Origin of the sequence: Chitinibacter sp. FCG-7 (genome assembly GCF_040047665.1) — a bacterium.
GTDB classification, from domain to species: domain Bacteria; phylum Pseudomonadota; class Gammaproteobacteria; order Burkholderiales; family Chitinibacteraceae; genus Chitinibacter; species Chitinibacter mangrovi.
This window is the reverse complement of record NZ_CP157355.1, coordinates 2,972,360-2,997,124: the sequence shown is the minus strand read 5'-3', so window position 1 is coordinate 2,997,124 and position 24,765 is coordinate 2,972,360. Positions and strand designations below refer to the sequence as shown.

General features: G+C 54.7%; 21 protein-coding genes. 12 read left to right on the top strand and 9 right to left on the bottom strand.

Going from position 1 to position 24,765, the window contains the following annotated elements; translation table 11 throughout:
- Positions 1 to 44: 44 nt before the first annotated feature.
- Positions 45 to 557 carry an LEA type 2 family protein gene (locus ABHF33_RS14120; RefSeq protein WP_348944542.1) on the bottom strand — a complete coding sequence of 171 codons (513 nt, stop codon included), beginning with the start codon at positions 555 to 557 and terminating at the stop codon, positions 45 to 47.
- Positions 557 to 1,069: an acyl-CoA thioesterase gene (locus tag ABHF33_RS14115; RefSeq protein WP_348944541.1), complete on the bottom strand. Its 513-nt coding sequence runs from the start codon at positions 1,067 to 1,069 to the stop codon at positions 557 to 559. The genes ABHF33_RS14120 and ABHF33_RS14115 overlap by 1 nt, the downstream gene beginning before the upstream one ends.
- A gap of 74 nt (positions 1,070 to 1,143) precedes the next feature.
- Here ABHF33_RS14115 and ABHF33_RS14110 point away from each other — a divergent pair, with 74 nt between their 5' ends.
- Both ABHF33_RS14110 and mutY read left to right on the top strand, forming a co-directional pair.
- Positions 1,144 to 3,465 (top strand): AsmA family protein, encoded by a 2,322-nt coding sequence (locus ABHF33_RS14110; RefSeq protein ID WP_348944540.1) that lies wholly within the window; start codon positions 1,144 to 1,146, stop codon positions 3,463 to 3,465.
- A 33-nt stretch (positions 3,466 to 3,498) separates the two neighbouring features.
- Positions 3,499 to 4,539 carry an A/G-specific adenine glycosylase gene (mutY, locus tag ABHF33_RS14105; RefSeq protein ID WP_348944539.1) on the top strand — a complete coding sequence of 347 codons (1,041 nt, stop codon included), beginning with the start codon at positions 3,499 to 3,501 and terminating at the stop codon, positions 4,537 to 4,539.
- Between the two features lie 239 nt (positions 4,540 to 4,778).
- On the opposite strand, the gene ABHF33_RS14100 is transcribed toward mutY, so the two are convergent.
- The 6 genes from ABHF33_RS14100 to ABHF33_RS14075 form a co-directional block, all read right to left on the bottom strand.
- Positions 4,779 to 5,903, bottom strand: coding sequence for an ABC transporter permease (locus ABHF33_RS14100; RefSeq protein WP_348944538.1), 1,125 nt, complete (start codon positions 5,901 to 5,903; stop codon positions 4,779 to 4,781).
- On the bottom strand, positions 5,903 to 6,985 hold the full coding sequence (locus ABHF33_RS14095; protein WP_348944537.1) for an ABC transporter permease subunit: 1,083 nt from the start codon (positions 6,983 to 6,985) through the stop codon (positions 5,903 to 5,905). The genes ABHF33_RS14100 and ABHF33_RS14095 overlap by 1 nt, the downstream gene beginning before the upstream one ends.
- An 86-nt stretch (positions 6,986 to 7,071) precedes the next feature.
- Positions 7,072 to 8,853, bottom strand: coding sequence for a tetratricopeptide repeat protein (locus ABHF33_RS14090; protein ID WP_348944536.1), 1,782 nt, complete (start codon positions 8,851 to 8,853; stop codon positions 7,072 to 7,074).
- A gap of 110 nt (positions 8,854 to 8,963) precedes the next feature.
- Complete coding sequence (locus ABHF33_RS14085) at positions 8,964 to 9,467, bottom strand: DUF3592 domain-containing protein (protein WP_348944535.1); 504 nt, start codon at positions 9,465 to 9,467, stop codon at positions 8,964 to 8,966.
- 348 nt (positions 9,468 to 9,815) lie between these two features.
- Positions 9,816 to 10,613, bottom strand: coding sequence for an endonuclease/exonuclease/phosphatase family protein (locus ABHF33_RS14080; RefSeq protein ID WP_348944534.1), 798 nt, complete (start codon positions 10,611 to 10,613; stop codon positions 9,816 to 9,818).
- Positions 10,614 to 10,618: 5 nt separating this feature from the next.
- Complete coding sequence (locus tag ABHF33_RS14075) at positions 10,619 to 12,415, bottom strand: extracellular solute-binding protein (RefSeq protein ID WP_348944533.1); 1,797 nt, start codon at positions 12,413 to 12,415, stop codon at positions 10,619 to 10,621.
- Positions 12,416 to 12,582: 167 nt separating this feature from the next.
- Here ABHF33_RS14075 and ABHF33_RS14070 point away from each other — a divergent pair, with 167 nt between their 5' ends.
- The 10 genes from ABHF33_RS14070 to ABHF33_RS14025 all read left to right on the top strand — a co-directional run bounded on the left by ABHF33_RS14070 (position 12,583) and on the right by ABHF33_RS14025 (position 24,176).
- The gene (locus ABHF33_RS14070) at positions 12,583 to 13,329 is read left to right on the top strand and encodes a substrate-binding periplasmic protein (RefSeq protein ID WP_348944532.1); all 747 of its coding nucleotides are present in this window, start codon (positions 12,583 to 12,585) and stop codon (positions 13,327 to 13,329) included.
- A gap of 54 nt (positions 13,330 to 13,383) precedes the next feature.
- On the top strand, positions 13,384 to 14,076 hold the full coding sequence (gene tsaB, locus ABHF33_RS14065) for a tRNA (adenosine(37)-N6)-threonylcarbamoyltransferase complex dimerization subunit type 1 TsaB (protein WP_348944531.1): 693 nt from the start codon (positions 13,384 to 13,386) through the stop codon (positions 14,074 to 14,076).
- Positions 14,073 to 14,615, top strand: coding sequence for a ribosomal protein S18-alanine N-acetyltransferase (rimI, locus tag ABHF33_RS14060; protein ID WP_348944530.1), 543 nt, complete (start codon positions 14,073 to 14,075; stop codon positions 14,613 to 14,615). The genes tsaB and rimI overlap by 4 nt, the downstream gene beginning before the upstream one ends.
- Positions 14,612 to 15,589 (top strand): uracil-DNA glycosylase, encoded by a 978-nt coding sequence (locus ABHF33_RS14055; RefSeq protein ID WP_348944529.1) that lies wholly within the window; start codon positions 14,612 to 14,614, stop codon positions 15,587 to 15,589. The genes rimI and ABHF33_RS14055 overlap by 4 nt, the downstream gene beginning before the upstream one ends.
- Positions 15,586 to 16,086, top strand: coding sequence for a M48 metallopeptidase family protein (locus ABHF33_RS14050; protein ID WP_348944528.1), 501 nt, complete (start codon positions 15,586 to 15,588; stop codon positions 16,084 to 16,086). The genes ABHF33_RS14055 and ABHF33_RS14050 overlap by 4 nt, the downstream gene beginning before the upstream one ends.
- Before the next feature lie 311 nt (positions 16,087 to 16,397).
- On the top strand, positions 16,398 to 19,292 hold the full coding sequence (locus ABHF33_RS14045) for a ribonucleoside-diphosphate reductase subunit alpha (RefSeq protein ID WP_348944527.1): 2,895 nt from the start codon (positions 16,398 to 16,400) through the stop codon (positions 19,290 to 19,292).
- A gap of 491 nt (positions 19,293 to 19,783) precedes the next feature.
- Positions 19,784 to 20,809: an adenosine deaminase gene (locus ABHF33_RS14040; protein ID WP_348944526.1), complete on the top strand. Its 1,026-nt coding sequence runs from the start codon at positions 19,784 to 19,786 to the stop codon at positions 20,807 to 20,809.
- A 3-nt stretch (positions 20,810 to 20,812) separates the two neighbouring features.
- On the top strand, positions 20,813 to 21,403 hold the full coding sequence (locus ABHF33_RS14035) for a hypothetical protein (protein WP_348944525.1): 591 nt from the start codon (positions 20,813 to 20,815) through the stop codon (positions 21,401 to 21,403).
- A 38-nt stretch (positions 21,404 to 21,441) separates the two neighbouring features.
- Positions 21,442 to 22,551, top strand: a complete 1,110-nt coding sequence (locus ABHF33_RS14030; RefSeq protein ID WP_348944524.1) for a ribonucleotide-diphosphate reductase subunit beta — start codon at positions 21,442 to 21,444, stop codon at positions 22,549 to 22,551.
- 59 nt (positions 22,552 to 22,610) lie between these two features.
- Positions 22,611 to 24,176, top strand: coding sequence for an AAA family ATPase (locus tag ABHF33_RS14025; RefSeq protein WP_348944523.1), 1,566 nt, complete (start codon positions 22,611 to 22,613; stop codon positions 24,174 to 24,176).
- 70 nt (positions 24,177 to 24,246) lie between these two features.
- Here the strand turns inward: ABHF33_RS14025 and ABHF33_RS14020 are convergent, their stop codons facing one another.
- The gene (locus ABHF33_RS14020; RefSeq protein WP_348944522.1) at positions 24,247 to 24,498 is read right to left on the bottom strand and encodes a hypothetical protein; all 252 of its coding nucleotides are present in this window, start codon (positions 24,496 to 24,498) and stop codon (positions 24,247 to 24,249) included.
- Positions 24,499 to 24,765 lie beyond the last annotated feature (267 nt).

The following is a 24,765-nucleotide window of genomic DNA, read 5'->3' as shown; positions in this document are numbered from 1 at the left end:
TATCAATGCAGCCCATATTTAACAAATTCTACAGGCATATACCCCTAGAATTTCTCTTTAGTGCTTTTAAGTAGATCATCCAGACCGCTTAATTGCCCCTGCCGCTCGAATGGCATGCCGGCAGGTAATAAGGGCGCGTAGACCTTGCCATAAATCCGGTATGGCACTGCGCCGCCCTGCAGCGACGAAAATTGCTTTAAAGCCTGAGCCAGACTGGTGCTAACTTTCAGTTTGACGATTTTCTCGCCCAGCCGGGGCAAGGTGACTTTTTCATTGCTCACGCCCTGCGCAAAAGCCTGTTTGTTCAACTCAACATTCACCGTCAAGCCATTGAGCGCAATATCAAAATCGTTTGGATTAGTGACCCGCAAACTGAGCACAAACTGCTGCTCCAGCAAACCCAGCTTGGCCACTGCAATGCCTGCCAGCGTGATGTTCGGTTTTTCCACTTTGCTAGGGATGCTGGTGCAGCCCGCCAGCAAGAGCAGCAAGCCTAGCAATAACAGCAGCACCGCCCGCAGCGGATGCCGGATTGAATGCATGGATAAGCTCATCATCAGGCTCCTGTCTGCGCGGCCAGTGGCGAGCGCATCAACGCAAAGCGTTCGGCCAGCTCGCCGACAATCAGCTGCGCGCCGGGCTGCTCGGGGTGGATGGCGGCGAAAGTCACGTCCGCTTGCGCGACCAGCTTGCCATTATCCTGGCGCACCACTTCCTGCGTAATTTGCCCTTCGCGTTCGCGCAGCTGGCTTAAAGTGCTGCGAATCACCAGCACATCGCCCATGGTCGCGGCGCGTTTGTAGCGGATATCAATGCGGCTGACCACCAGCGCCAGACGGCGCTCGCTAAACCATTCGACGCCGCCGCAGTCTTCGATCATCGCCCAGCGGGCTTCCTCCAGAAACTCCAGATAACGAGCGTTATTGACATGCCCGTACAAATCCAGATGGTAGCCGCGTACTTTAATTACTGTTTCATGTGTCATCGCTGTTTTCGCACTTTTGCAATTAACGGCCTTGGCCGGAACATCACGCCATTTTACTGCCAGCGCGCTGGTAAAAGCTGACAAATTTCATCCGCGGCTTTTGTTTCACCGCGTTCTTGTGGATAATCGACCGATTCGCAAGGTACAGACTGTTATTTATGGATTGGCGACATTCCCGTCCGGTACGGATCTTCATTTTACTTCTCTTTACGCTAATCACTTTGCTGGGTGTTTTGCCGTATTTTCTATCGTTCGACACCCTGCGCGAGCAGATCATCAGCCAGATACAGGCCGATACGCAACGTACCATGAATATCCGTGGCACCGCCCATCTGGTGCTGCTGCCCAAACCGGCAATACTGATCAACGATGCCACCCTGACCGAACCACAAAGCCCCACCGTCTTTGCCCATGCCGACCGGGTAAAAATCGTATTCCGCCTCTGGCCCTTGCTCACGGGTGGCCGCGTGGTGGTTCACGCGATTGAAATCAAACAGCCTGAGCTCAGCGTGGTGCGCAACCAGGATGGCACTTACAATTTTGAAGACCTGCTGCGCCCGCACAATGAAAAAACCCAGTTTGCTCTCGACAGGCTGAGTTTCTCGCAAGCCAATCTCAGCTGGAAAGACGAGTTTCTGGGTGAAACACTGCATTTGTCGGCGATGGATTTAACGCTGGACCAGCTGACCAACCCCAAAAACGGCAAGTTGACCATCGACGCCCAGGCTTCAATCGGGCAAAAAAACTTCCCCGCACAGTGGCAAGGCCAGCTTAGCGGCTCGGCGGCGATGCGCTACCTGGAAAAAGAGCGCACTTTGCGCGTGGCTGATATTGCCATCAATCTGCAGCAAGTGGGCGCCAGCTCGCCGCAGCTGCAGGTGAGCGACGCCACTTTAAGCGCCACCGGTAATCTGAATTACCACTGGCAGCCGCTACGACTGAGCGGCGGTGATATGAAAATCACCACGCAGGCCAATCGGGCCGGCCAGCTCTGGACCAGCACGCTGGACGTGCCGGAAATCAGCTTTACTGAAACAGCGCTGAGCCTGAACCGGCTTAAATTCAATATTGGCATGAAGGATAAAAGCAGTACCTTCTCGGCCAAAGCCAGCATGGCCAGCCTAGGTGGCGCCCATGGCAGCTTTCTGCGCGCCGATCAGGCGCAGATTGACGTTAAATACAATAGCCCGGAGCAAAATCTATCGGTGCAGCTGCAAAGCCCGCTGGAGCTGTATCGCGGGCATCTGGCGCGCATTGCCAATTACAATCTGACCGGCAGCTACACCAATCGCCAGTTGCCACGCGGCGCAATCAGCCTGGCCCTTACCGGCCACGGTGATCTGGATTTGCGCAATGAAATCCTCAGTCTGGAAAGCAAGGGGCAGCTCGATGGCGAGGTACTGACGGCGCAATTTAATCTGGATAATTTTCTGGCACCGCAATTTCGGATCAACTTTGATCTGGCCAAACTTGATTTAACCCCCTATCTGCCGGTGGTCAGCGCGGGGGCAAAATCGGTGAATCACACCGCACCGCTGGATTTCTGGTGGCTGGAAAACCTGAACGCGATTGGTTCAATCAAGATTGGTGAGCTGGTTCTGCAAAACATGCATATTGACGATCTGGCGATGAAGCTGATTGCGCGCAATCAGCGTCTGGTGCTCGATCCGCTCTCAGCCACGCTGTACGAAGGGCGGCTCAATGGCCGCGCCGAAATCGACGCGCGTAAAAAACCGGCGTATTTCCGTCTGGAACAGACGCTGAGCAATATGAATATCAATACCCTGCTCACCGACGTGCTCGACACCAGCCGTTTTGAAGGCCGCAGCGATATCAATATTGACGTGGCGGCAGTGGGCAACAAGCTATCCGATCTGCGCCACACTGCGGGCGGCAATATCCGGGTCAGCCTGAAAAAAGGCGCAATTCGCGGCATTGATATTCCAGCCTTGCTGCGCACCGCCAGCCAGCAAATCAAATTAATGAATGGCCAGACCGGACAGGAAAGCAATCAGGACGCGCGCACACAGTTCTCCGCGCTGCGCGCCACCTGGCTGCTCAAACACGGCATTGCCAGCAATCAGGACCTGGACGTCAGCGCTGGCGTCTTGCGCCTCACCGGGGCGGGCAAAATCGATCTGGGTCAGGGGCGGCTTGATTACAATATGAAAGCGAGCGCCAACCCGAATGTGCCCGAGCTCTCTGGGCTCAAAGGGCTCACGCTGCCCATCTCGTTTAGCGGCCCGCTGAACGCGCCTGAATACAAAGCCGACTACACCAGCCTGAAAGAGCAAATCCTGGCCAAGCAGCAGGCCGAGCAGGAAGCCAAAGAGCGCGAGGCCGAGCGCCAGGCGGCAGCGAAAAAAGCCGAAGCCGAGCAAAAAGCAGCTGCCGAGCGCCGTGCAGCCAAAGCCGCCAAAAAAAAGCCCCAAGCCCATCGTGAAACCCGGCACAAAATCCACGACCAAATCCACCGCTAAACCCACTGCCAAGCCTGCCAAAGCAACTAGATAATGAGCACTTTCTCCGCAAGACTGATCGCCTGGCAGCAGCAGCACGGCCGCCACGGCCTGCCGTGGCAAATCGCCGATGGCTATAAAGTATGGCTATCCGAAATCATGCTGCAGCAAACGCAGGTCACCACGGTGCTTGATTACTACCCGCGCTTTCTGACCAAATTTCCGACGATATTTGATCTGGCCGCCGCGCCGCTCGACGATGTGCTCGCGCTGTGGAGCGGGCTGGGCTATTACACCCGCGCACGCAATCTGCACAAATGCGCGCAAGCGGTGGTGAGCCAGTACGATGGGCAATTTCCTGCCGATCCGGCACTGGTTGCCGAGCTGCCGGGGATCGGGCGCAGCACCGCAGCGGCGATTACGGCATTTAGCTACGGCACGCGCGCAGCGATTCTGGACGGCAATGTCAAACGCGTGCTAACGCGCTGGGCGGGCATTGAAGGCTATCCGGGCGTCAAAGCCGTTGAAAACAAGCTATGGGATTTGGCCAATGCGCTACTCCCCCCGACCGATCCAACCGGCGGCATCGAAGCGTACACGCAGGGGCTGATGGATTTGGGCGCGACGGTCTGTACGCCGAAAAAACCCACTTGCTTAACCTGCCCAATGAATACCGATTGCCAGGCACGACTGAGTAATCGCCAGACTGAGCTACCAACGCCCAAGCCCAAACGCGCCGTGCCCGAAAAATCCACCGTCATGCTGATTATCCGCAACGATGCCGGGCAAATTCTGCTCGAAAAACGCCCGCCGAGCGGCATCTGGGGCGGGCTATGGAGTTTGCCGGAAGTCGAGAGCACACTGACCGCCACCGATCTTGTCGCGCAAAAACTCGGCCTGAACATCGAGCTAGACCCCGCCCTGCCCGACTTTGTGCATGTGTTTACGCACTACAAACTCACGATCACGCCACAACCGGCGTACGCCATGGCGGGCATCGCCGCACAGGAATCAGGGGCGCAGTGGTTTAGCATCAAAGACGCGCTGGCAGCCGGAATTCCGACGCCGATTCGCAAGATACTGAGCAAGGTATAGCCATAAAAGTCAATACTAATATAGCTCCCATCAATATACCCAGTGTAATCCGATAAAATTCGGATTTTGTTTTGATATGGAAAAATATATTGATTCGACTGTGAAAAACGACATTCGTAGGGTGGGTTAGGCAAAGCCGTAACCCACCGTTATGCTGCTTTTCTCTATATTGCGTCACGGCGGGTTACCCCCCCAAGGGGCTTAATCGGGCACGCCCTAAAGGGCTAACCCACCCACAATTACTTCGCTCGTGGATCCAGCGCCGCTCTCAGCCCTTCGCCAATCAGCACCAGCATCAGCATCAAGCCCAATAGCACGGCAAAAGTCGAAATCGAAATCCACCACGCATCCAGATTGGCCTTGCCTTGCGCGAGCAGCTCGCCCAGCGACGCCGTTTGCATGCCGACACCGAGGCCCAAAAAATCCAGACTAGTCAGCGCCAGAATCGCCGCGCCCATCCTGAATGGCAAGAAAGCCAGCACCGGCGTCAGGCTGTTTGGCAACACATGGCGACGAATAATTTGCCAGTTGCTCAGCCCCATCGACCTTGCGGCCAGTACGTACTCCATACTCCGGTTGCGCAAAAACTCCGCCCGCGTGTAATCGGCCAGCCCCATCCAGCCAAACAAAGTCATCAACACCAGCAACAAGGTGAGGCTGGGCTCGAAAATCGCCGTGAAAATAATCAGCAGATACAGCTCGGGCAAAGACGCCCAAATCTCGGAGATACGCTGCCCGAATAAATCCACCCGTCCGCCAAAATAGCCCTGCACACCGCCGATCAGCATGCCCAGCAGCGAGCCAGTGATTGTCAGCGCCAGCGCAAACAGCGCGCTGGTGCGAAAGCCATACAGTAGCCGCGCCAGCAGATCGCGCCCTTTGTCATCTGTCCCCAGCCAGTTCGCGCTGGAGGGCGGCGCGGGATTGGGCTGGCTGGCAAAGTAATTGAGCGTATTCACCCCGTAGCGATTAGGCGGAAAAATCGCCCAATTGCCCGCTTGCGCCAGTTGCTGCTGGATAAAGGGGTCGAGATAATCGGTCGGCGTTGGAAAATCGCCGCCAAAGGTGGTCTCGGGATAATCTTTGAACAGCGGGAAATAAGTCTGCCCCTGATAGTGCGCCACATAGGGCTTGTCGTTCGACAGCAACTCGGCACCCAAACTCAACACAAAGCAGATCGCAAACAGCCACAGGCAGACATACGCCCTGCGCTGCGCCTTGAATCGAGCCCAAGCCCGCGACCAGTACCCCTGCGCCTGAGTCCCCCCCTTCGTCGAAGGGGGGCTAGGGGGGATTTCTGCAATATCGGGGATTTCTGCACGGCTAGGGATGTTGGTAATCTCAGTGGTTTTAATATCTGCCATCACGCCGCCCCTCCCGCTTCGCCAACTGAGCCAAACTGCACGCGCGGATCAAGCAGCACATAGCCTATGTCAGACAACAGCCGCCCGATCAGCCCCAGCAGCGTAAAGAAATACAAAGTACCCAGCACCACCGGATAATCACGGCGCAACACCGACTCGTAGGCCAAAAGCCCGAGACCATCGAGCGAAAACAGCGTTTCAATCAGCAGGCTGCCGGTGAAAAACGCGCCGATTATCGCGCCCGGCAAGCCCACCATCAGCGGCAATGATGCATTGCGCAAAATATGCCGCCAGAAAATCCGCCGCTCGGAAGCGCCCTTGGCGCGCGCTGTTATCACATACTGCTTATGAATTTCCTCCAGAAAGGCGTTTTTGGTCAGTATGGTCAGGCTGGCAAAGCCCCCCACCACCATCGCCGTAACCGGCAAAGCCAGATGCCAGAGCAAATCCATCATCTTGCCCAGCATGGACAGCGCCTCCCAATCGTCACTCATCAGCCCACGCAAGGGAAACAGTTGCCAGAACGAGCCGCCGCCAAACAGCACCAGCAGCAAAACGCCGAGCACGAAAGACGGAATCGCATAGCCGACCATCAACAGCAAAGTCGTCGCGCCATCAAAACGCGAACCGTGCCGCACCGCTTTGGCCACGCCCAGCGGCACAGCAATCAGGTAGGTGAGCAGCAAGCTGGAAATCCCCAGGCTCATCGACACCGGCAGCTTTTCCCAAATCAATTGCGTCACGCTGGCATGGCGAAACCAGCTTGCCCCCAGATCAAAGCTCGCATAGCTTTTGAGCATCAGCCAGAAACGCTCGGGCGCGGGTTTATCAAAACCATACTGGGTCTTAATTTGCGCCAGCTGCTCCTCACTCAAACCCCGAGCAGCTTGGTACGCGCCAGTACCTGCCGAGGCACCATTAGCAGTCCCTGCAGATTCAGCAGCCCCGCGCCCTTTAAGCTGATACACCATCTGCTCGACCGGCCCGCCGGGAACAAACTGGATGACGACAAAGCTGACGAGCAGCACGCCAAAGAGCGTCGGGAGCATTAATAGCAGACGTTTGAGAATGTATTGCAGCATTGAATTGATCGCTCCTTGGTTTCAGGCATTTGAATGCGCGCTGATTACGAGCCCGCTGATTGTTCGTTAATCACAATACTTCGCGGTCAACCTGGATGACGGTGATATTGGGCAAAAGCCTCGACATAGGCGTCCGGGCGCAAATGTATCCTGTCAAGGTGCCAATCTCCATTAGCCTTGCCCGTCGCTGAGATGTCAGTGAGCGCAAACACATCAAGAAACCCCAAGCCTGCTTGTTGTGCTGCGGCTTGCAACTGCTGATTGAATTGGTGAATCATGCCCAAGAAGCTGGCCTGTGTTTCAACATCAAGCTCGCCCAGCTGCATATTATTAGAAGCTGGAACACCGCAAATGCTGATCTGCCGCTGATATTGCGTTTGCAATCGGGTGAGGTATGCAACAAAACCACCCACAGTTTCGGCGATTAGCTCAGATAGCTTGCGGCTCGGGTCGGCCTGCCACACTTTGAAAATACCTTCATTGATTCGGCAATCAATTTCGCCAACACAGACCAATACGGCATGCTGTGGGCCAACACCAGACAAATAGCGTTCAAACTGCTGTTGATAGCCATTCGTTTCAAGCTGCCCCAGATGCCATTGTTTGCATCCTTCAACCCACAGCGTATGTCCACGTCGGTTTTGGCCACGATACGCAAATTGCAGGCCATGCAGCGACAAAGCATGGCTTTCACCAATTACATACAACACATCTTCATCGGTCTTGGGGCGTGATGTGTACAGATCAGCGTGACGCTCCTGCCAGGACAGCAACAAGCCGATCAGTGTCCAGTAGGCATGCGCCGGGCGATCACCGGATCGGGTAATCGCTGATGACCGCATTAGCCAATGACGTGCTCCGGCTTTATCGTCTTGCAAATAGCAAAGAATAGCCAGCCGGATTGCAGACTCCAGCCCCGCCAGCGCTGTGGGGGCAAGATTGAAAGCCTGTGCCGAGTGCTCTACCGCATCGGCAAACAGACCCAGGTTTTTTTCTGCCTGCGCCAGATTATTCAAAGTGTTCGGATTGTCAGGCTCAAGCTGATTGGCGTGCAATAAAAATGGCAAAGCCTCCGCGCTCAGGTCTTTTTTCATCGCCAGTGCACCCAGATTGGCGTACGCTGGGGCAAAATCGGCTTGATACCGGATGGCCATTTCAAAGCAAGCCAAGGCCTCATCTTCCCGATCAAGTTGATGCAGCACCATCCCGCAATTACTCAGGGCCTCAACATAATCGGGGCGGATCGCCAATGCCTGCTGATAACTTTGCAGCGCCTCCTCCAATGCCTCTTCGCTTTGCAATACCGAGCCCAGATTAAAGTGCGCATCGGCAAATGCAGGATTCAACGCAATCGCACGCTTGAGGCTCTGCCTAGCCTTGCTAAACATGCGGCGATCCGAGTACAGATTGCCCAAATTATTCAGCGCCTGCACATGATCGGGCTTGAGCGCTACCGCCTTTTCATAACTCTCACAAGCCTTGGCCAAATCACCCGATTGACGATAACAAATGCCCAGATTGTTATAAAAATTGGCTTCTTTGGGCAGCACTTTAATCGCCCGTGAGATAAGGAGAATGCCTTGCTGATACTGCCCCTCATCTCTGGCGATCACCCCTAGCAAATGCAAGGCATCGGGATCATCAGGATTGATCTGCAACACTGCCTCAAAAATCTGCCGCGATTGCGCTACATCGCCATGGTGATAGCAGGCAATACCCTGCTCAATCAATCCCGGCAGGCTTTTTTGCCGAGATTCGCGCTCCAGCTGATCAAAAGCTCCGCTCTGCTGCTCCCTGGCTAAACAACATTGCTTGTATTTTTTGCCACTACCACAGGGACAAGGGTCATTTCGGCTGATTTTTGACATGTAATCTAATGGCCTTCAATACATAAAACAAAGACTAATAAACAAAGACTAAGCAGTACCACCGGCTGCACTCGGAGCGCCAGTCACTTCACGCAAACCGTAACTGATTATCACAGATAGAAGCGCATCACGAACCACCATGTCGGCAATATGTAGATCAGATGCGCAATGCTCAAACTGAGCCAACCTGGGCGCACCAGATAACTTTTTTCAGGACAGGTTGGCGAGTAATACACTCGCACCCGACCACTCTGCTGCGTGATGCCACGCAATTGCCCATGCAGCAGGCCACGCAAATTGTGCGAGGCACTGATCTGCCACGGCGCAATTCGTTGGCTTTGATACTCATGCCCTGCGACCGCATAGCGATACAGCACCTTGGCCATATAATTCTGCTCGCTCAACACCGGCTCGGGCCCGCCCAACGGTCGCACCGAGCAATCGAGCAAATGCCCCCAGACAGTTGGCCAGTGCCGCACCCGCCAGTAAATCAGCACCGTCGCCCAGCCAATCACCCAACAATAAATCACCGCCCAAAAAGCAATGCCTTGCAAGTCACCGGCCTGGGTTAGCTTGATCATCGTGGTGAAGTAGGAAAATACTGCTTCCAGCATTGGATTTACCTTATCGTTAAATGCCTGCTGCAGGCTAAAAACTGGCGCGTCTCCACGGGCAAGCCGTCCTCACTTTACGAAGGGGTATATCAACCAAAGACAATACACAAATAAGCTTTAGAGCTACACCATGGCAGGTATAGGTCTTGATGTTTGGTCTTGGGCTTGAATTCCCGTGTAGCGAAAACCGCAGCAAGGAGAGAGACAAACGGCCTTTTGTTTGGCTCTCGACGCGGCAAGGGCAGCGCGGAGCGCTTTTCGCCCGGGTCGCCTTCTCTTGCTTACTTCTCTTGGCGAAGCAAGAGAAGTAAGTGCCGCGGCGCACAGCCGCCAATCCCGCTCAAACCTTCACAACCCGTCGGATAACGCCATCGTCTCATTCGACGCGCTGCCAATATCCAAAATCAGCGCTCGATGATCGCTCACGTGCAAACTTTCAGTCACCGATGACAACATTAGCTTCGACGTAGGCAACATCCTCTCTGGTACAAAAAAATAATCAATGTGATAAGCCTTGCTTTCTTTTCGATGTAAATAAAACGTCGGATCTGTTTCTTGCCCTGCCACTTCAGCCTTCAAACAATGGTATGCACTTTGCAAACCCAGCGCCTGCAATTCAGCCACGACATCACTGTGATTCCAAAAACGATCCGCTTCATCCCAAATCGGATTGCTATTTAGATCGCCACACAGAATCAGCGAATCGGCTCGCGCGGCAATTTTGTCACGCTGCATTTGCAAATAAAGCCACAATTGGCCGATGTAGCAAAAATTGGGCGAATTGGCCTGTTTAGTCCATGCGCCAATCAAAGTGAGTTCCTGATTAATCAGGCAAGGTAAAAACAACTCTAATTGATTGGCCTGCCACTTGAGTGACTTTTGCACTGGCGATGGAGATCGAATTTCGTACTCGGCGGACGACCAATCCAAAGCCGCGATGTGATGCCCTTTGCGGGCAAAAATGCCGACTCCTTTATTCTTATTATCCCCATGCCATAAGTATTGCCCAGCCCAGTCGCGAAACGCATGCGTTGAGTACACAGGATTTTCGCACTCCTGAACGACCAAAATATCGGCATCAAACTGATCAAGAAAATAGGTTTTATTGCGTAGGCCGCCATTGCAATTCCAGCTGATAATTTTCATCGGGATCACTTCACCCACCACGTCGCCAACATCCAATCCCCCGCCTGATAATACCGCGGCATCGTTTTCGGCATCGCAAACCGATCCCGCCATGCCACGCGATGCGTGGCGCTGTACCAGTGCGGGATGATGTAGTGCCCGGCCAGCAAGGCGCGATCGAGGGCGTGGACGGCGGTGATTTGGGCGGCGCGATTCGGTGCGGTGAGCACATGATTGATTAGCGCATCAATCGCCGGATTTTTAATGCCGATCACATTGCTGCTGCCCTTCACATCGGCCGCCTTGCTGCCGTAATAATCGAGCAGCTCTTGCCCCGGGCTTTGCACGTCGGGGAAGCGCAGTACGGTGACGTCAAAATCAAAGCCATCGAGCCTGCGCTGGTACAAGGCGAAGTCGATATTGCGCAGCGTGGCCGTGATGCCGAGCTTGGCCAGATTGCGTGCTAGCGGCGGGAAGACGCGCGCCATCGCGCCGCCGTCATCCAAAATCTCGAAAGTAAACGCTTCGCCCTTAGCATTACGCAGCGCACCGTCGCGGTATTCCCAGCCCGCCTGTTTGAGCAGCTCGCGGGCTTGGCGCAGATTATCGCGCAGTGAGCCGGGTGGATTCGTTGACGGTGGCGCGGGCAGTTCGCCGAATACGGCCGAGGGCAGGTGTTTAGCCAGTGGTTTTAATAAGGCCAGCTCGGCTTCAGACGGCTTGCCACTGGCGGCGAGTTCGCCGTTGGCGTAAAAGCTATTGAGGCGCACGTACTGGCTGTAAAACAATTGGCGGTTGAGCCATTCAAAATCGAGCGCCAACCCCAAGGCCTGCCGCACGCGAATATCGGCAAATTGCGGCTTGCGGATATTCAATACATAGCCTTGCATGCCGCTGCTGTTATGGTGGCGCAGCTCACGCTTGAGGATGTCGCCGCTGCGAAATTTCGGCCCCTGATACTGGCGCGCCCAGTTGCGCGCGCTGTATTCGGTGATGAAATCAAATTCACCGGCTTTGAAGGCCTCCAGCCGCGCCACTTCATCCTGATAGTAGCGATACGTTACGCGGTCAAAATTATATTGCCCCAACCGCGTCGGCTGCTGCACGCCCCAATAATCTGCGCGCCGCTGATAACTGATACTGCGGCCGAGTTTGTAGTCGGCAATCCGGTAAGGGCCACTGGTGATCGGCGCGTCGAGCGCGATTTTGTCCAGCGCCTTTGTCACGCCATTTTTCTCTTGGCCCCACTTGCGCGAAAACACCGGCAGGCTGCCCACAATTTGCGGCAGCTCTCGATTGGCCGTGCTGAAGCGGTAGCGCACGGTGCGCGCATCGAGCACGTCAATGCCGCTCACATCGCTCAATTGCGAAGCAAATTGTGGCGCGGCCAGCTTGCTGCGCAGCGTGTCAAAGCTGTGCTTAACGTCCGCTGCCGTCACCGCATCGCCATTATTAAATTTGGCCTTGGGGTTGAGCGTAAACGTTACCGATTTGCCATCCGCAGCCACGGCAATATCACTGGCAAGCAGCCCATACATGGTGGCGGTCTCGTCCATGCTCATCACCCCCAGCGATTCAAACATCAGCGCGCCCAAGCCCGCAGCGGGCAGGCCTTTGATGATGAAGGGGTTGAATGAATCAAAACTGCTACGCCGATCCGGGTTGGGCAAGGTCAACTCGCCGCCTTTCACCGCCAGCGGGTCAGCGTAGGCAAACGAGGTAAAACCGGCAGGGTATTTGGCTGCATCGCCCAGTGTGATTGCATGGGCAGCCCATACTGGGCTCTGGTATAGCAGGCAGCAGAGTAGGAGTATTTTTTGCATGCCCCATCATAAATCAAGCCGCACAAATCCTCATGGCGCAGACGGCATTCGTGCCATCCGGCCAACAGAGTGTGCGGCCAGGCCGCAGCAGGCCGGAAAAAACCACTACACTGCAAGGGCACGCCAGCTGCCGCAGCACGGCGGCCATTTCATCAAGGGGTCAAGCCATGCGCGCTATTGCCACACTGATTGTTCTGGGTTTGTGCGCCCTGCCGCTGCAGGCCGCCGATCTTGACGCCTATACCGAAGAATTTGCGCCGTACAATTACACCGAAAATCGCCAATTCAAAGGCATGGCCAACCAGATTCTGGATCGGATCATGGTGCTGAGCCAGCTGAACATCCGGCGCGAAAGCGTGCCGTGGCTGCGTGCCGTGCAACAAAACCAGAATAATCCGGCCAGCCTGATTTACACCATCGTGCGCACGCCGCAACGCGAAAGCCAATATCTGTGGGTGGGCCCCTACGATGATTGCGATGTAGTGTTTATGAAGCTCAAATCGCGCAGCGATATTCAGCTTGGCAGCATCAAGGAAGCTGAAAAATACTATTCCGGCGCTGCACGCGGCGCTGCGGCGGCGCAAATTTTGCAAGGCCAGGGCTATGATATGAGCCGGGTTGATACCAGCTCGCCCGAGGAAATCCGTACGGTCAAAATGCTGTACGCCAAGCGCTTTGATTTATCCGCCGGCATGCTGCTGCCGCATATCTACAGCGCGCGCAAACTTAAACTGGACGCTAGCCAGCTCACCGCGGTGCAGACCATTGCCAAGGGTGGCGGCTGCTATTACGGCTTTAACCCCAAGGTCAACCCTGACACGTTCAACCGCTTCAAAGACGCATTCCAGCAGCTGAAAAACAGCGGCGAGCTGGAGAAAATCCGCAGTCAGTATCTCGCCAGCGCAAGCCGCTAAGCCACGCCTGCCGGGCGTGTTAGAATAGCGTTTTGCGTACAGATTGCCGTCCACATGCCTTATTTAGCCATCGATACTTCCAGCGAACAGCTGTCACTGGCCCTGTGCACGGGTCACAGCGCCGACTCCATCGTGGCACGCGAATGGCCGGTGGGGCAAAAACACGCCGAGCTGACGCTGCCCTATTTGCGCGCGCTGTTGAGCGAGCATCAACTCACCATGAGCGACATTGCCGGCATCGCCTACCCCAGCGGCCCCGGCTCGTTTACCGGCTTGCGCATTGGCTGCGGTATTACGCAAGGTCTGGCGTATGCGCAAAATATCCCCGTGGTGGGTATATCCACACTGGAAGCACTGGCTGAGGCCTCTGGGGCAATACGTGCCTATGTATGCATCGATGCCCGGATGAATCAGGTGTATTGCGCCGCGTTCGAGCGCGAGAGTGGCTCAGCGTGGAAAACCATCCATGAAGCACGCGTGTGCAACCCCGAAGATGTGCCGCTGCCCGCAGGCAATGACTGGTTTGGTATTGGTACCGGCTTTAAAGCCTACACCGACGCACTGCAAACACGGCTGGGCGCGCAGCTCAGCCAGATCGACGCCGAGCGCCAGCCGCATGCGCGAGAGATGCTGCAGCTGGCCTTGCCGCGATTTGCTGCTGGCCAAGGTTTGCCCGCCGAAGAAGCAAATCTGGTGTATCTGCGCGATAAAGTAGCGCTGAAAACGCACGAAAGAGCCGCCAAATGAGCCTGCCCAAGATCGACACCCAGCCCCACAGCGCCACCCTGCCCCGTTTTGCGCGACTGGAAACCCGGCATGTGGCCGAGCTGGCCGATCTGGACGAGAGCACCAACCCGCACCCATGGAATGGCAAGCAATGGCTTGATTCGCTGGAGCAACACACTTGTCTGGGCCTCTGGATGGGCGACACGCTCGCCGGTTTTAGCGTGAGCATGGCCACGCTGGACGAAGCCGAGCTGCTGCTGATTGCCATTGCCCCGCAATGGCAGGGGCAAGGCTGGGGTACGCAATTGCTGCACTACACCGAATCCACATTAGCCAGCGAAGGCATCGCTCAGCTATTTCTGGAAGTGCGCGAGAGCAATCAAGGCGCACGCGCTTTTTATCAGCGGCACGGCTGGCACGAAAACGGCCGCCGCAAGAACTATTACCCCTGCGCCCCACGTGACATCAAGCAGGAGAACAGCGCGCAGCTCAGCCGCGAAGATGCCATTCTGTGCGCCAAAAGTCTGTGCGCCACCACCCTGAACGGAGCCAGCGCATGAACCGCCGGGCACTGATCTTGAACGAGCTGGGGCTCAATCCGGTGTGGGTACGCCACGAGGTACTGGCGCAATATGAACAGCTGGCCGAACCATCGCTGCCCGCGCAGCCAAGCGTTCAGGCAACAGCGCCAGTCGGCGCAACCGCCAATGCCATCCCATCATCTGGCAGCGTGGCCCACGCGAACGCGCACTTTAGCCCCATCGCGCAAGCTGCACACCAGCGCATGGAAGCCACCATCAGCGCCTCGGCCACACCGGAAGCGGGCAAAGCGGCCAAAGGCCCATCGCAGGAAGCAGCCGCCATTCATCAGGTACTCAAAGCGCGAAATAGCCCAGCTGCACGGCAAAACGCCGCCCAGCCAGCCCCAGCACTGAGCACCACACCAGCGGAGCAGGACGCTCGCAGCCAGCAGATTATGCAAATGGACTGGGATCAGCTGCAGCAAGCCGTCAGCAGCTGCACCGCGTGCAAGCTGTGCGAAACGCGCAAGCAGGCCGTATTTGGCGTCGGCAATCCGGCTGCATCATTGCTGGTGGTCGGCGAAGCGCCGGGTGCCGACGAGGATGCGCAAGGCGAGCCCTTTGTCGGTAAGGCGGGTAAGCTGCTCGACAATATGCTCGCCAGCATCGGCCACAAGCGCGGCGAGCAGGTGTTTATCGCCAATGTGCTCAAATGCCGCCCGCCGGGCAACCGCAACCCGCAGCCCGATGAAGTGGCGCAATGCGCGCCCTTCCTGCAACGCCAGATCGAGCTGATCGCGCCCAAAGTGCTGTTTGCCAGCGGACGCTTTGCCATTAGCAGCCTGCTGAACGACGACGCGCCCATCTCGGCGCTGCGCGGCAAAATCCACCAGTATCGCAAATTGCCGGTGGTGGTGAGCTACCACCCCGCCTACCTGTTGCGCAATATGCCCGACAAGGCCAAAGCCTGGCAGGATTTACTGCTACTTAAATCACAGCTTGATCAAGAATGAATTCGCTTAAATACATCGCGCATTACCCCGCGCCGCTGATCGAACAGGTGCAGGCACTGATCACTACCAACCGGCTCGTGCCGCATCTAACCAAAAAATACCCGACCCGCCATCAGGTGCAAACCGACAAGGCGCTGTACGACTACGTCAGCGAATTAAAGTCCGAATTTTTCCGCAATGCGCCAGCGCTGGCCAAGGTGGGGTTTGACAGCAAAATCAGCGTGATCAATCACGCGCTGGGGCTGCACACGCAAATCTCGCGCGTGCAAGGCGGCAAGTTAAAAAGCAAAAATGAAATCCGCATCGCCACACTATTCAAAAACACGCCGCCCGAATTTCTGAAAATGATCGTCGTCCACGAGCTGGCACACCTCAAAGAAAAAGACCATAACAAGGCCTTTTATCAATTGTGCCAACATATGGAACCGAACTACCTGCAATACGAATTCGATCTGCGCCTGCACCTGACGGTGCAGGATCTGGGCTTGAGTGCTTGAGTCGGCTTGTCAAAACTTACAAACAATCTTAATTCACTTTCTGTTGTTGCCATTTTGCGACATGAAACCCGATAACTGCGCCGGACCAACCTCCGCTTCCAATCCTGTCATTTTCATCAATAGCCCGACAAATTCTGCATGCGGACGCGACATCAGCCCTGTCCGTCCGTCTGCTAGCACAGGCAATGCCTGTTGCACCAGTACCCCACTTTCCCCTAGTATTTGTGCCAACTGACTCGTTGAGACACAAGATATAGTGTTTCTTCACAAACCATTCACAAACTTATACACAAAGCTTTGAGGGACCGTGCATGTACGCCACGCTAGATAGTACCCAGACTAGCCGCTCTGATAGCGCTGAAATCCACACGCCATCACACGATATTGCGCATTACGCCAATTACAAAACAATTCGCCGTGATGGCTCGGTAGTGCCGTTTGAACCATCCAAAATTTCGGTAGCGGTGACCAAGGCGTTTATTGCAGTTCAAGGCAGCCATGCGGCTTCCAGCACTGCGGTGCGCGAGCAGGTGATCAACCTGACCGAATCGGTGGTGAACGCGCTGATGCGCCGCAAGCCCGATGGCGGTGCGATTCACATTGAAGACATTCAGGATCAGGTTGAGCTGGCGCTGATGCGTTCTGGCGAACACGATGTCGCTCGCGCCTACGTGCTGTATCGCAGCGAGCGCCAGCGTGAGCGCGCTGCGGCACGCCATGATGCCGCGCCTGCCGAGCCACACCCGATCAATGTGCTGTTTGAAGACGGCAGCAGCCGCCCGCTCGATCTGGCCAAGCTCAAAGCGCTGATTGCCTCGGCGTGTACTGGTCTGGAGCAAAACACTGACCAGAACCTGATTCTGGCCGAAACGCTGAAAAACGTTTACGACGGCGTACCGGCCGAAGAGCTGCGCAAATCGGCTGTACTGGCCGCGCGGACCTATCTGGAAACCGATCCGGCCTACGGTCTGGTGACCGCCCGTCTGGTGCTGCATAGCCTGCGCCGCGAAGTGCTGGGCGAAGAAACCAGCCACGAAGAGATGGCCGATATTTACGCCAGCTACTTCCCGCGTTATGTGAAAAAAGGCATCGAAGCCGAGCTGCTGGACGAAAAACTGGGTCAGTTCGATCTGACCAAGCTGGCCGCTGCGCTGGATCACAACCGTGATTACCAGTTTGGCTACCTAGGTCTGCAAACGCTGTACGACCGCTATTTCCTGCATATCAACGAGCGCCGCATCGAGCTGCCGCAGGTGTTTTTCATGCGCGTGGCCATGGGCCTGGCACTGAACGAAACCAATCGCGAAGAGCGTGCGATCGAGTTTTACAATGTGTTGTCGAGCTTTGACTTTATGAGCTCAACACCCACGCTATTTAACTCCGGCACCCGTCACAGCCAGATGTCGAGCTGCTACCTGACCACCGTACCGGATGATCTGGATGGCATTTTTGAAGCGCTGAAAGAAAACGCGCTGCTATCCAAATTTGCCGGTGGTCTGGGCAATGACTGGACGCCTGTGCGCGCCATGGGCAGCCATATCAAGGGCACCAATGGGAAATCACAAGGTGTCGTGCCTTTCCTGAAGGTGGTCAATGACACGGCCGTAGCTGTGAATCAAGGTGGCAAACGCAAAGGCGCGGTGTGCGCGTATCTGGAAACCTGGCACGCCGACATCGAAGAATTCCTTGAATTGCGTAAAAACACCGGTGATGACCGTCGCCGCACGCACGATATGAATTCGGCCAACTGGATTCCTGACCTGTTTATGAAGCGCGTAATGGAAGGTGGCGAGTGGACTTTGTTCAGCCCATCCGAAGTACCTGATCTGCACGATAAAGTGGGCAAAGCCTTTGAAATTGCCTACACCAACTACGAAGCCAAAGCGGCGCGTGGCGAAATGCGCGTGGCCAAAACCATCCCCGCACTGAGCCTGTGGCGCAAAATGCTGACGATGCTGTTTGAAACTGGCCACCCATGGATCACATTTAAAGACCCATGCAATATCCGCAGCCCGCAGCAACACGTTGGCGTGGTTCACTCATCGAATCTATGTACCGAGATCACGCTCAATACCAACGACGAAGAAATCGCCGTATGTAATCTGGGCTCGATCAATCTGTACAACCATTTGAAAAATGGCGAGCTGGACGCCGAGAAACTGTCGCGCACGGTGAAAGTGGCGATGCGTATGCTCGATAACGTGATCGACATTAACTTCTACCCAGTTCGCAAAGCGCGCACGTCCAACCTGAAACACCGTCCGGTGGGCTTGGGCATTATGGGCTTCCAGGATTGCTTGCACGCATTGCGCATTCCGTACGCTTCAGACGCTGCGGTTGAATTTGCCGATGTGTCGATGGAAACCGTGGCCTACCACGCCTACTGGGCTTCAACCGAATTGGCGCAAGAGCGCGGCATTTACGCCAGCTACAAAGGCAGCTTGTGGGATCGTGGTATTTTGCCGCAAGACTCATTGCGCCTCTTGGAAGAAGAGCGCGGCGGTTACCTCGATGTCGATCGCAGCTCGCGCCTTGATTGGACGATGTTGCGCGACCGCATCGCCGCCTACGGCATGCGTAACTCGAACTGCCTGGCGATTGCACCAACGGCAACCATCTCCAACATCATTGGCGTGGATGCGTGTATCGAGCCGACCTACCAGAATCTGTTTGTGAAATCGAATCTGTCCGGCGAATTTACCGTGATCAACGAGCACCTGGTGCGCGATCTGAAAGCGCGTGGCCTGTGGGACGAAGTGATGATTTCCGATCTGAAATACTTCGATGGCTCGGTACAGCGCATCGACCGTATTCCGGCCGATCTGAAAGCCCTGTACGCCACCGCCTTCGAGATGGACCCGAAATGGCTGGTTGAAGCGGCAAGCCGTCGCCAGAAATGGATCGATCAGGCGCAATCGCTGAATATCTATATGGCCGGAGCATCGGGCAAGAAACTGGATGAGCTGTACAAGCACGCCTGGTTGCGCGGCCTGAAAACCACCTACTACCTGCGTACCTTGGCAGCCACAGCCGCCGAGAAATCAACGGGCCGTGGTGGTGAGCTGAACGCCGTACCGGTCGATGGTGGCTACGCCGCAGCGCAGGCACAAGCCGCAATTGTGGCCGCTGCTGCCGCTGACAACACGCCAGCGACCGATGCGAAGTTCTGCTCGATTGATAATCCGGATTGCGAGGCGTGCCAGTAATCAGCCAAACCGCTTGCTTGCAAGCGGTTTTATAGATTGCAGTGCCTGCGGCACCTGCGTTTAGGTGCCGCTACCCGCGGCGGGGGGTACTTTCTTTGCATCACCAAAGAAAGTACCCAAAGAAAGGCGACCCCCGCCTGCGGCCCTCCGGGCTACCCTCGGTCGGTCGCGAGCCAAACGTTAAAGCTGTTTGTCTCGCTCCACTCCCTCGGCGATGGGCGACAGGGGATTTAAGCCCCAGCTCAATCATCGCGGTGCTGCCGTAGGGAGGGTTAGGCCGAAGGCCGTAACCCGCCATCTTGCAGATGAATAGGTATATGGCTCCAAGTTAGATTTGTATTGCCTTGTATTAATATACCCCGGCTCCGCCATGCGGTGCCGATATTTAAGACGGTTTTGCGAGCCGTTTTAAATATCGGTGATCCCGATTAAATACAGAATGCAAAAGCACGCGGCCAGCGTGTTTTTGCGAGAACTTTTAAGGAATGATTGTGACCCAACACCCGCTCGATGTACTGATTACCCGCCTGCCCAAAGCAGAACTGCATTTGCATATTGAAGGCTCGCTCGAGCCGGAGATGATGTTTGCATTAGCGCAGCGCAATGGCGTGGCTTTGCCGTATGCCGATGTGGCGGCGGTACGGGCGGCGTATCAGTTTGACAGCTTGCAGTCCTTTCTTGATCTCTACTACGCCGGTGCGTCGGTGCTGCTCACCGAGCAGGATTTTTACGATCTGACCTGGGCATATCTGGAAAAAGCCCACGCCGACAACATCGTTCACACCGAGATTTTTTTCGATCCGCAAACGCACACCGCGCGCGGGATTGATTTTGCCGTGCCGCTCTCTGGCATCCGCCGCGCTTTGCTCGACGGCGAAGCCAAGCTAGGCATTTCGTTCAAGCTGATCATGTGTTTCCTGCGCCATCTATCCGAAGAAGACGGCTTTGCCACGCTGGCGCAAGCCGAGCCCTACCTCGATCAAATCGATGGCGTGGGGCTGGATTCCAGCGAGCTGGGCCACCCGCCGAGCAAGTTTGCGCGGCTGTTTGCGCGTTGCGCCGAGCTGGGCTTGCCCGCCGTGGCGCACGCGGGCGAAGAAGGCCCGGCCAGCTATATCTGGGAAGCGCTTGATCTGCTCAAATCGCGCCGCATTGATCACGGTGTGCGCTGTACCGAAGACCCCGCGCTGGTGCAGCGCCTCGCCGCCGAGCAAATTCCGCTTACCGTTTGCCCGCTGTCGAATTTGAAGCTGTGCGTGGTGAGCGATCTGGCGCAGCACAATCTGCGCGAGCTCCTGGCCGCAGGTCTGTGCGCGATGGTCAATTCGGACGATCCGGCGTACTTTGGGGGTTATCTGAATACCAATCTGCTGGCCTGTCGCGCCGCGCTGGATTTATCGCAGGACGAAATTATCCAGCTGATCCGCAATAGCTTTACCGCCAGCTGGCTGAGCGCCGAGCAACAAGCGCATTGGCAAGCGCAAATCAGCCAGCTTGTGAGTGCCACGCAGGAGTAAATCATGCTACGCCGCCTTGCTACTTTGCTCGCCCCACTGTTCACGCTATTGCTGCTTGGCGCTTGCGCCAGCGTCAAGCCGCCGCTGGCCGAAGGCCGCCTGAGCCCGCCTGCCGGGCAGGGCATCGCCATTGTCGCGCTCACCGCCAGCGCAGCGCCGCACATCAGAGATACGGTACAGCTACAGCTACATATTCAAGGCGATGGCAAGAAATATACCGGGTATAGCCATCTAGCCAGCGATTCTATTCGCGCAGAGGGCAATACCCCTAATAGTGAAGGTCGCTTATTGGTGTTGCAGCTGCCCGCAGGCCGCTATCAGGCCGAGCGCGTTAGCGGCTCCTGGCAGCGCCAAAGCAATAGCTGGTATGACGAGCGGGAATTTTTCAATCTGCCACTGCAGCGCAGCTTCACGCTCGGCGCAGGCGAAGTGGTCTATCTGGGGCAAGTGCAGGTCAATATCAATCTGCGCCCCGACCTGAGCCTGAGCCAGAACACGCCGCGCGATTTTTACGATCTGCACGTGCGTAGCGGTGTCACCGACACCCGCAATATCCAAATTCGCCCGCTGGCCAGCCAGCCTGCGGGCCAGTAACAACAGTGTTAAATAAAGCCAATAAAGGACTACCCACCATGCTCAGTTTTGACGAAGACGTAATCAACCGCCCAGCGCCAGCAGCACCGCAAGCCGTGCCACAGCACAGCACTGCCGCAGCCAGCGCCGTACCTGCCCGCGTCACCGCCGACGACAAACGCGTGATCAACGGCACCACCGACGTGAACCAGCTGGTGCCGTTCAAGCACAAATGGGCCTGGGAAAAATACCTCGCCCAGTGTGCCAACCACTGGATGCCGCAAGAAGTGAACATGCAGCGCGACATCGAGCAATGGAAAACCGGCCAGCTCACCGAAGACGAAATGCGTATTGTGAAGCGCAACCTCGGCTTCTTTGTCACCGCCGACTCGCTCGCCGCCAACAACATCGTGCTGGGCACCTACCGCCAAATCACCTCGCCAGAATGCCGTCAATTCTTGCTGCGCCAGGCCTTTGACGAAGCGATCCACACTCACGCGTATCAATACATCGTTGAATCACTCGGTCTGGACGAAGGCGAAGTGTTCAACGCCTACAACGAAATCAAATCGATCCGCGATAAAGATCAATTCCTGATGCCGTTCATCGACGTACTCACCGACCCGGCATTCAAAACCGGCACGCTGGCCAACGACCAAGCCCTGCTGCGCTCGATCATCGTCTTCGCCTGCATTATGGAAGGCCTGTTCTTCTATGTCGGCTTCGTACAGATCCTCGCGCTAGGCCGTCAAAACAAAATGACTGGCGCCGCCGAGCAGTATCAGTACATCCTGCGCGATGAATCCATGCACTGCAATTTCGGTATCGACTTGATCAATACGATCAAAATGGAAAACCCGCAATTGTGGACCGAACCATTCAAAGCCGAGATTACCGAGCTATTTCACAAAGCCGTCGAGCTGGAATACGCCTACGCCGAAGACACCATGCCACGCGGCGTATTGGGCCTGAATGCATCGCAGTTCAAAGAATACCTGCGCTTTATTGCTAATCGCCGGATGCAGCAGATTGGTTTGAATGAGTTATTCCCCGGTGTAACCAATCCATTCCCATGGATGTCTGAGATGATTGACTTGAAGAAAGAGAAAAACTTCTTTGAGACTCGGGTGACTGAGTATCAGACGGGTGGGGCGTTGAGCTGGGATTGAGTCTTACTTTTAAAATTTGCAAAAGGTCGCCGTTGGCGGCCTTTTTATTGAGAGATAAAATGAGCAGTCGAAGAAATTCACGTGAAATCAGTTTAAGTAGAGCATCTTTCTTTAATAAAACTCCTGATTTCTTTACTGTAAGGTTAGATGTTTTAGAACTGAAGAGCGTCATAAATTTACGTGGCCTATATTTCACTCCAGAACGGGTAACTGCTTTACTTGGTGCCAATTGTGTTGGCAAGTCTACTATCCTGCATGCACTGGCGTGCGCATACCAACCAAAGAAAAACGGCGAAGATCATAAGTTTAGTGAATTTTTTAGACCAAACCCTGATGCAACATGGGATGGTTCTGAGTGCCGTGTTTATACAAAAGAAAAGGTTGGCAAATCAGGCTCTCATATAGCAGCAGATAATTATTTTAAGAAAGATCGATGGTTTCCTCGGCACGATAGGAAAAGGCGTCGTGATGTATATTATGTAGGCATCTTTACTACTTTACCGATGCTTGAGTACATAAGGTTTGTAAGGTTTAAAAACTCAAATAACGCAACTACATTTAAATACAAAAAAACAGAAATGAAGGATGATTTGCATAAGGCTATTTTAAAATATGCAGCATCTATTTTAAATAGATCTTATGAAGGTATTTTTGAGTTTTCTGCTGTAGGGTATGAAAATTTTTTAGGGCTATCAATTAAGGGTAATCATTACTCTCAATTGAGTATGGGGGCTGGTGAACAAAGAATATTGAAAATTTTGAAGGTCATGTTGTGTGCGGAAGAAGGTTCTTTGGTGTTAATCGATGAAGTTGACTTGCTTTTACATGATGCAGCCTTAGCAAAAATGCTTGATTGCATAATTGAAATTGCTGAAAAAAGAAAGCTGCAGGTGATATTCTCAACCCATAGAGATTTAATTCTAAAATGCAACAAAAAAATCAATGTAAGATATTTGTTGCCTAGTGCTAATGGGGTAAAGGTACTCGATAAGCCGAACCCTGATTTAGTTGAATCTTTGTCTGGCTTGAGGCCAAAAACAATCAGCATTTATGTAGAGGATACTTTCTCTAGTGTCATGGCAGGTCGAGTGGCTCGTGAGTTAGGTGTTTTTAGGCTGGTTGACTTCGTTAAGTACGGGCCCGCCCGAAATGCCTTTGTAGTTGCTGGCTCTTCAGCGATTCAGAAGAAAAGGAATTGTTTATTCATCTTGGATGGTGATGAATATAAAACTGATGCCGATAAAAAAAATCAACTTAATTCGATATTGACGGGCAGTAACCAGGAAATGAAGGATGCTAGAGCTTATGCTCTTAGTTCTATTGGACAATATGAATTGCCAGATGGAACTTCTCCAGAGGAGCACATTCATAATGTAATAGTATCATTGCCTAGTGAATATATTCCAGATGCGCTTCGTGAGTACTATGAAGCATTAAAAGGAATTCATGCTGTCCATGATAAGCATGATTATATAGATAGCGTTGTTAATGCGTTTGGCATTGATGAAGTTGCTTCTCTTAATCATGTTTTTGATTTGTTCTCTCTTGATGGTGATAAATACTCCTTATTTGTTTCTCGTGTGAAAGAAAAAATTGAAAATTTTATTGCGCTAAATCCTATTTAGAACTGCAGGTACGATTAGCGAAGCGTAATCGTGCGCATGAAACCGCTGGATTGATTCTGGCAGTTTTGTTTTATGCGCCGTTGGCGCGATATTTCAATGCGCGTTCCGCCGCGCTAACGGGAAGGGGTATTTGCTTCTGCAAATACCCCTTCACCCCAAAGCAGCCCCCGGCATCCGCGTCGGCTACGCCGATACCCTCGACTGCGGACGGATCGAGGCGGCGGTTGCGCTTACCAAAACAGGCGCAACCGAAACCCCGCCCCGCCCGTTCCTCGCTCGGCGCAGCTGCAGGGGATTTGGTGCAGACCAGCCATTGCGGCATATACATACCTAGGTGTTGCTCTGCAGGTCAATTCTGACCTGTCTTTCAGCATAATACCCATGCCTGTTTTGTTTGCGCGGTGTGGTCTGGGGCTTTAACCCCCCTGTCGCCCATCGCCGAGGGAGTGGAGCGAGACAAACGGTTTTATCGTTTGGCTCGCGACCGACCGAGGGAAGCCCGGAGGGCCGCAGGCGGGGGGCTCCTTTGGGGTGTAGGGGGCTTTGGAGAAGCAAAGCCCCCTACCTGCCTGCGCGGCGGAACGCGCAT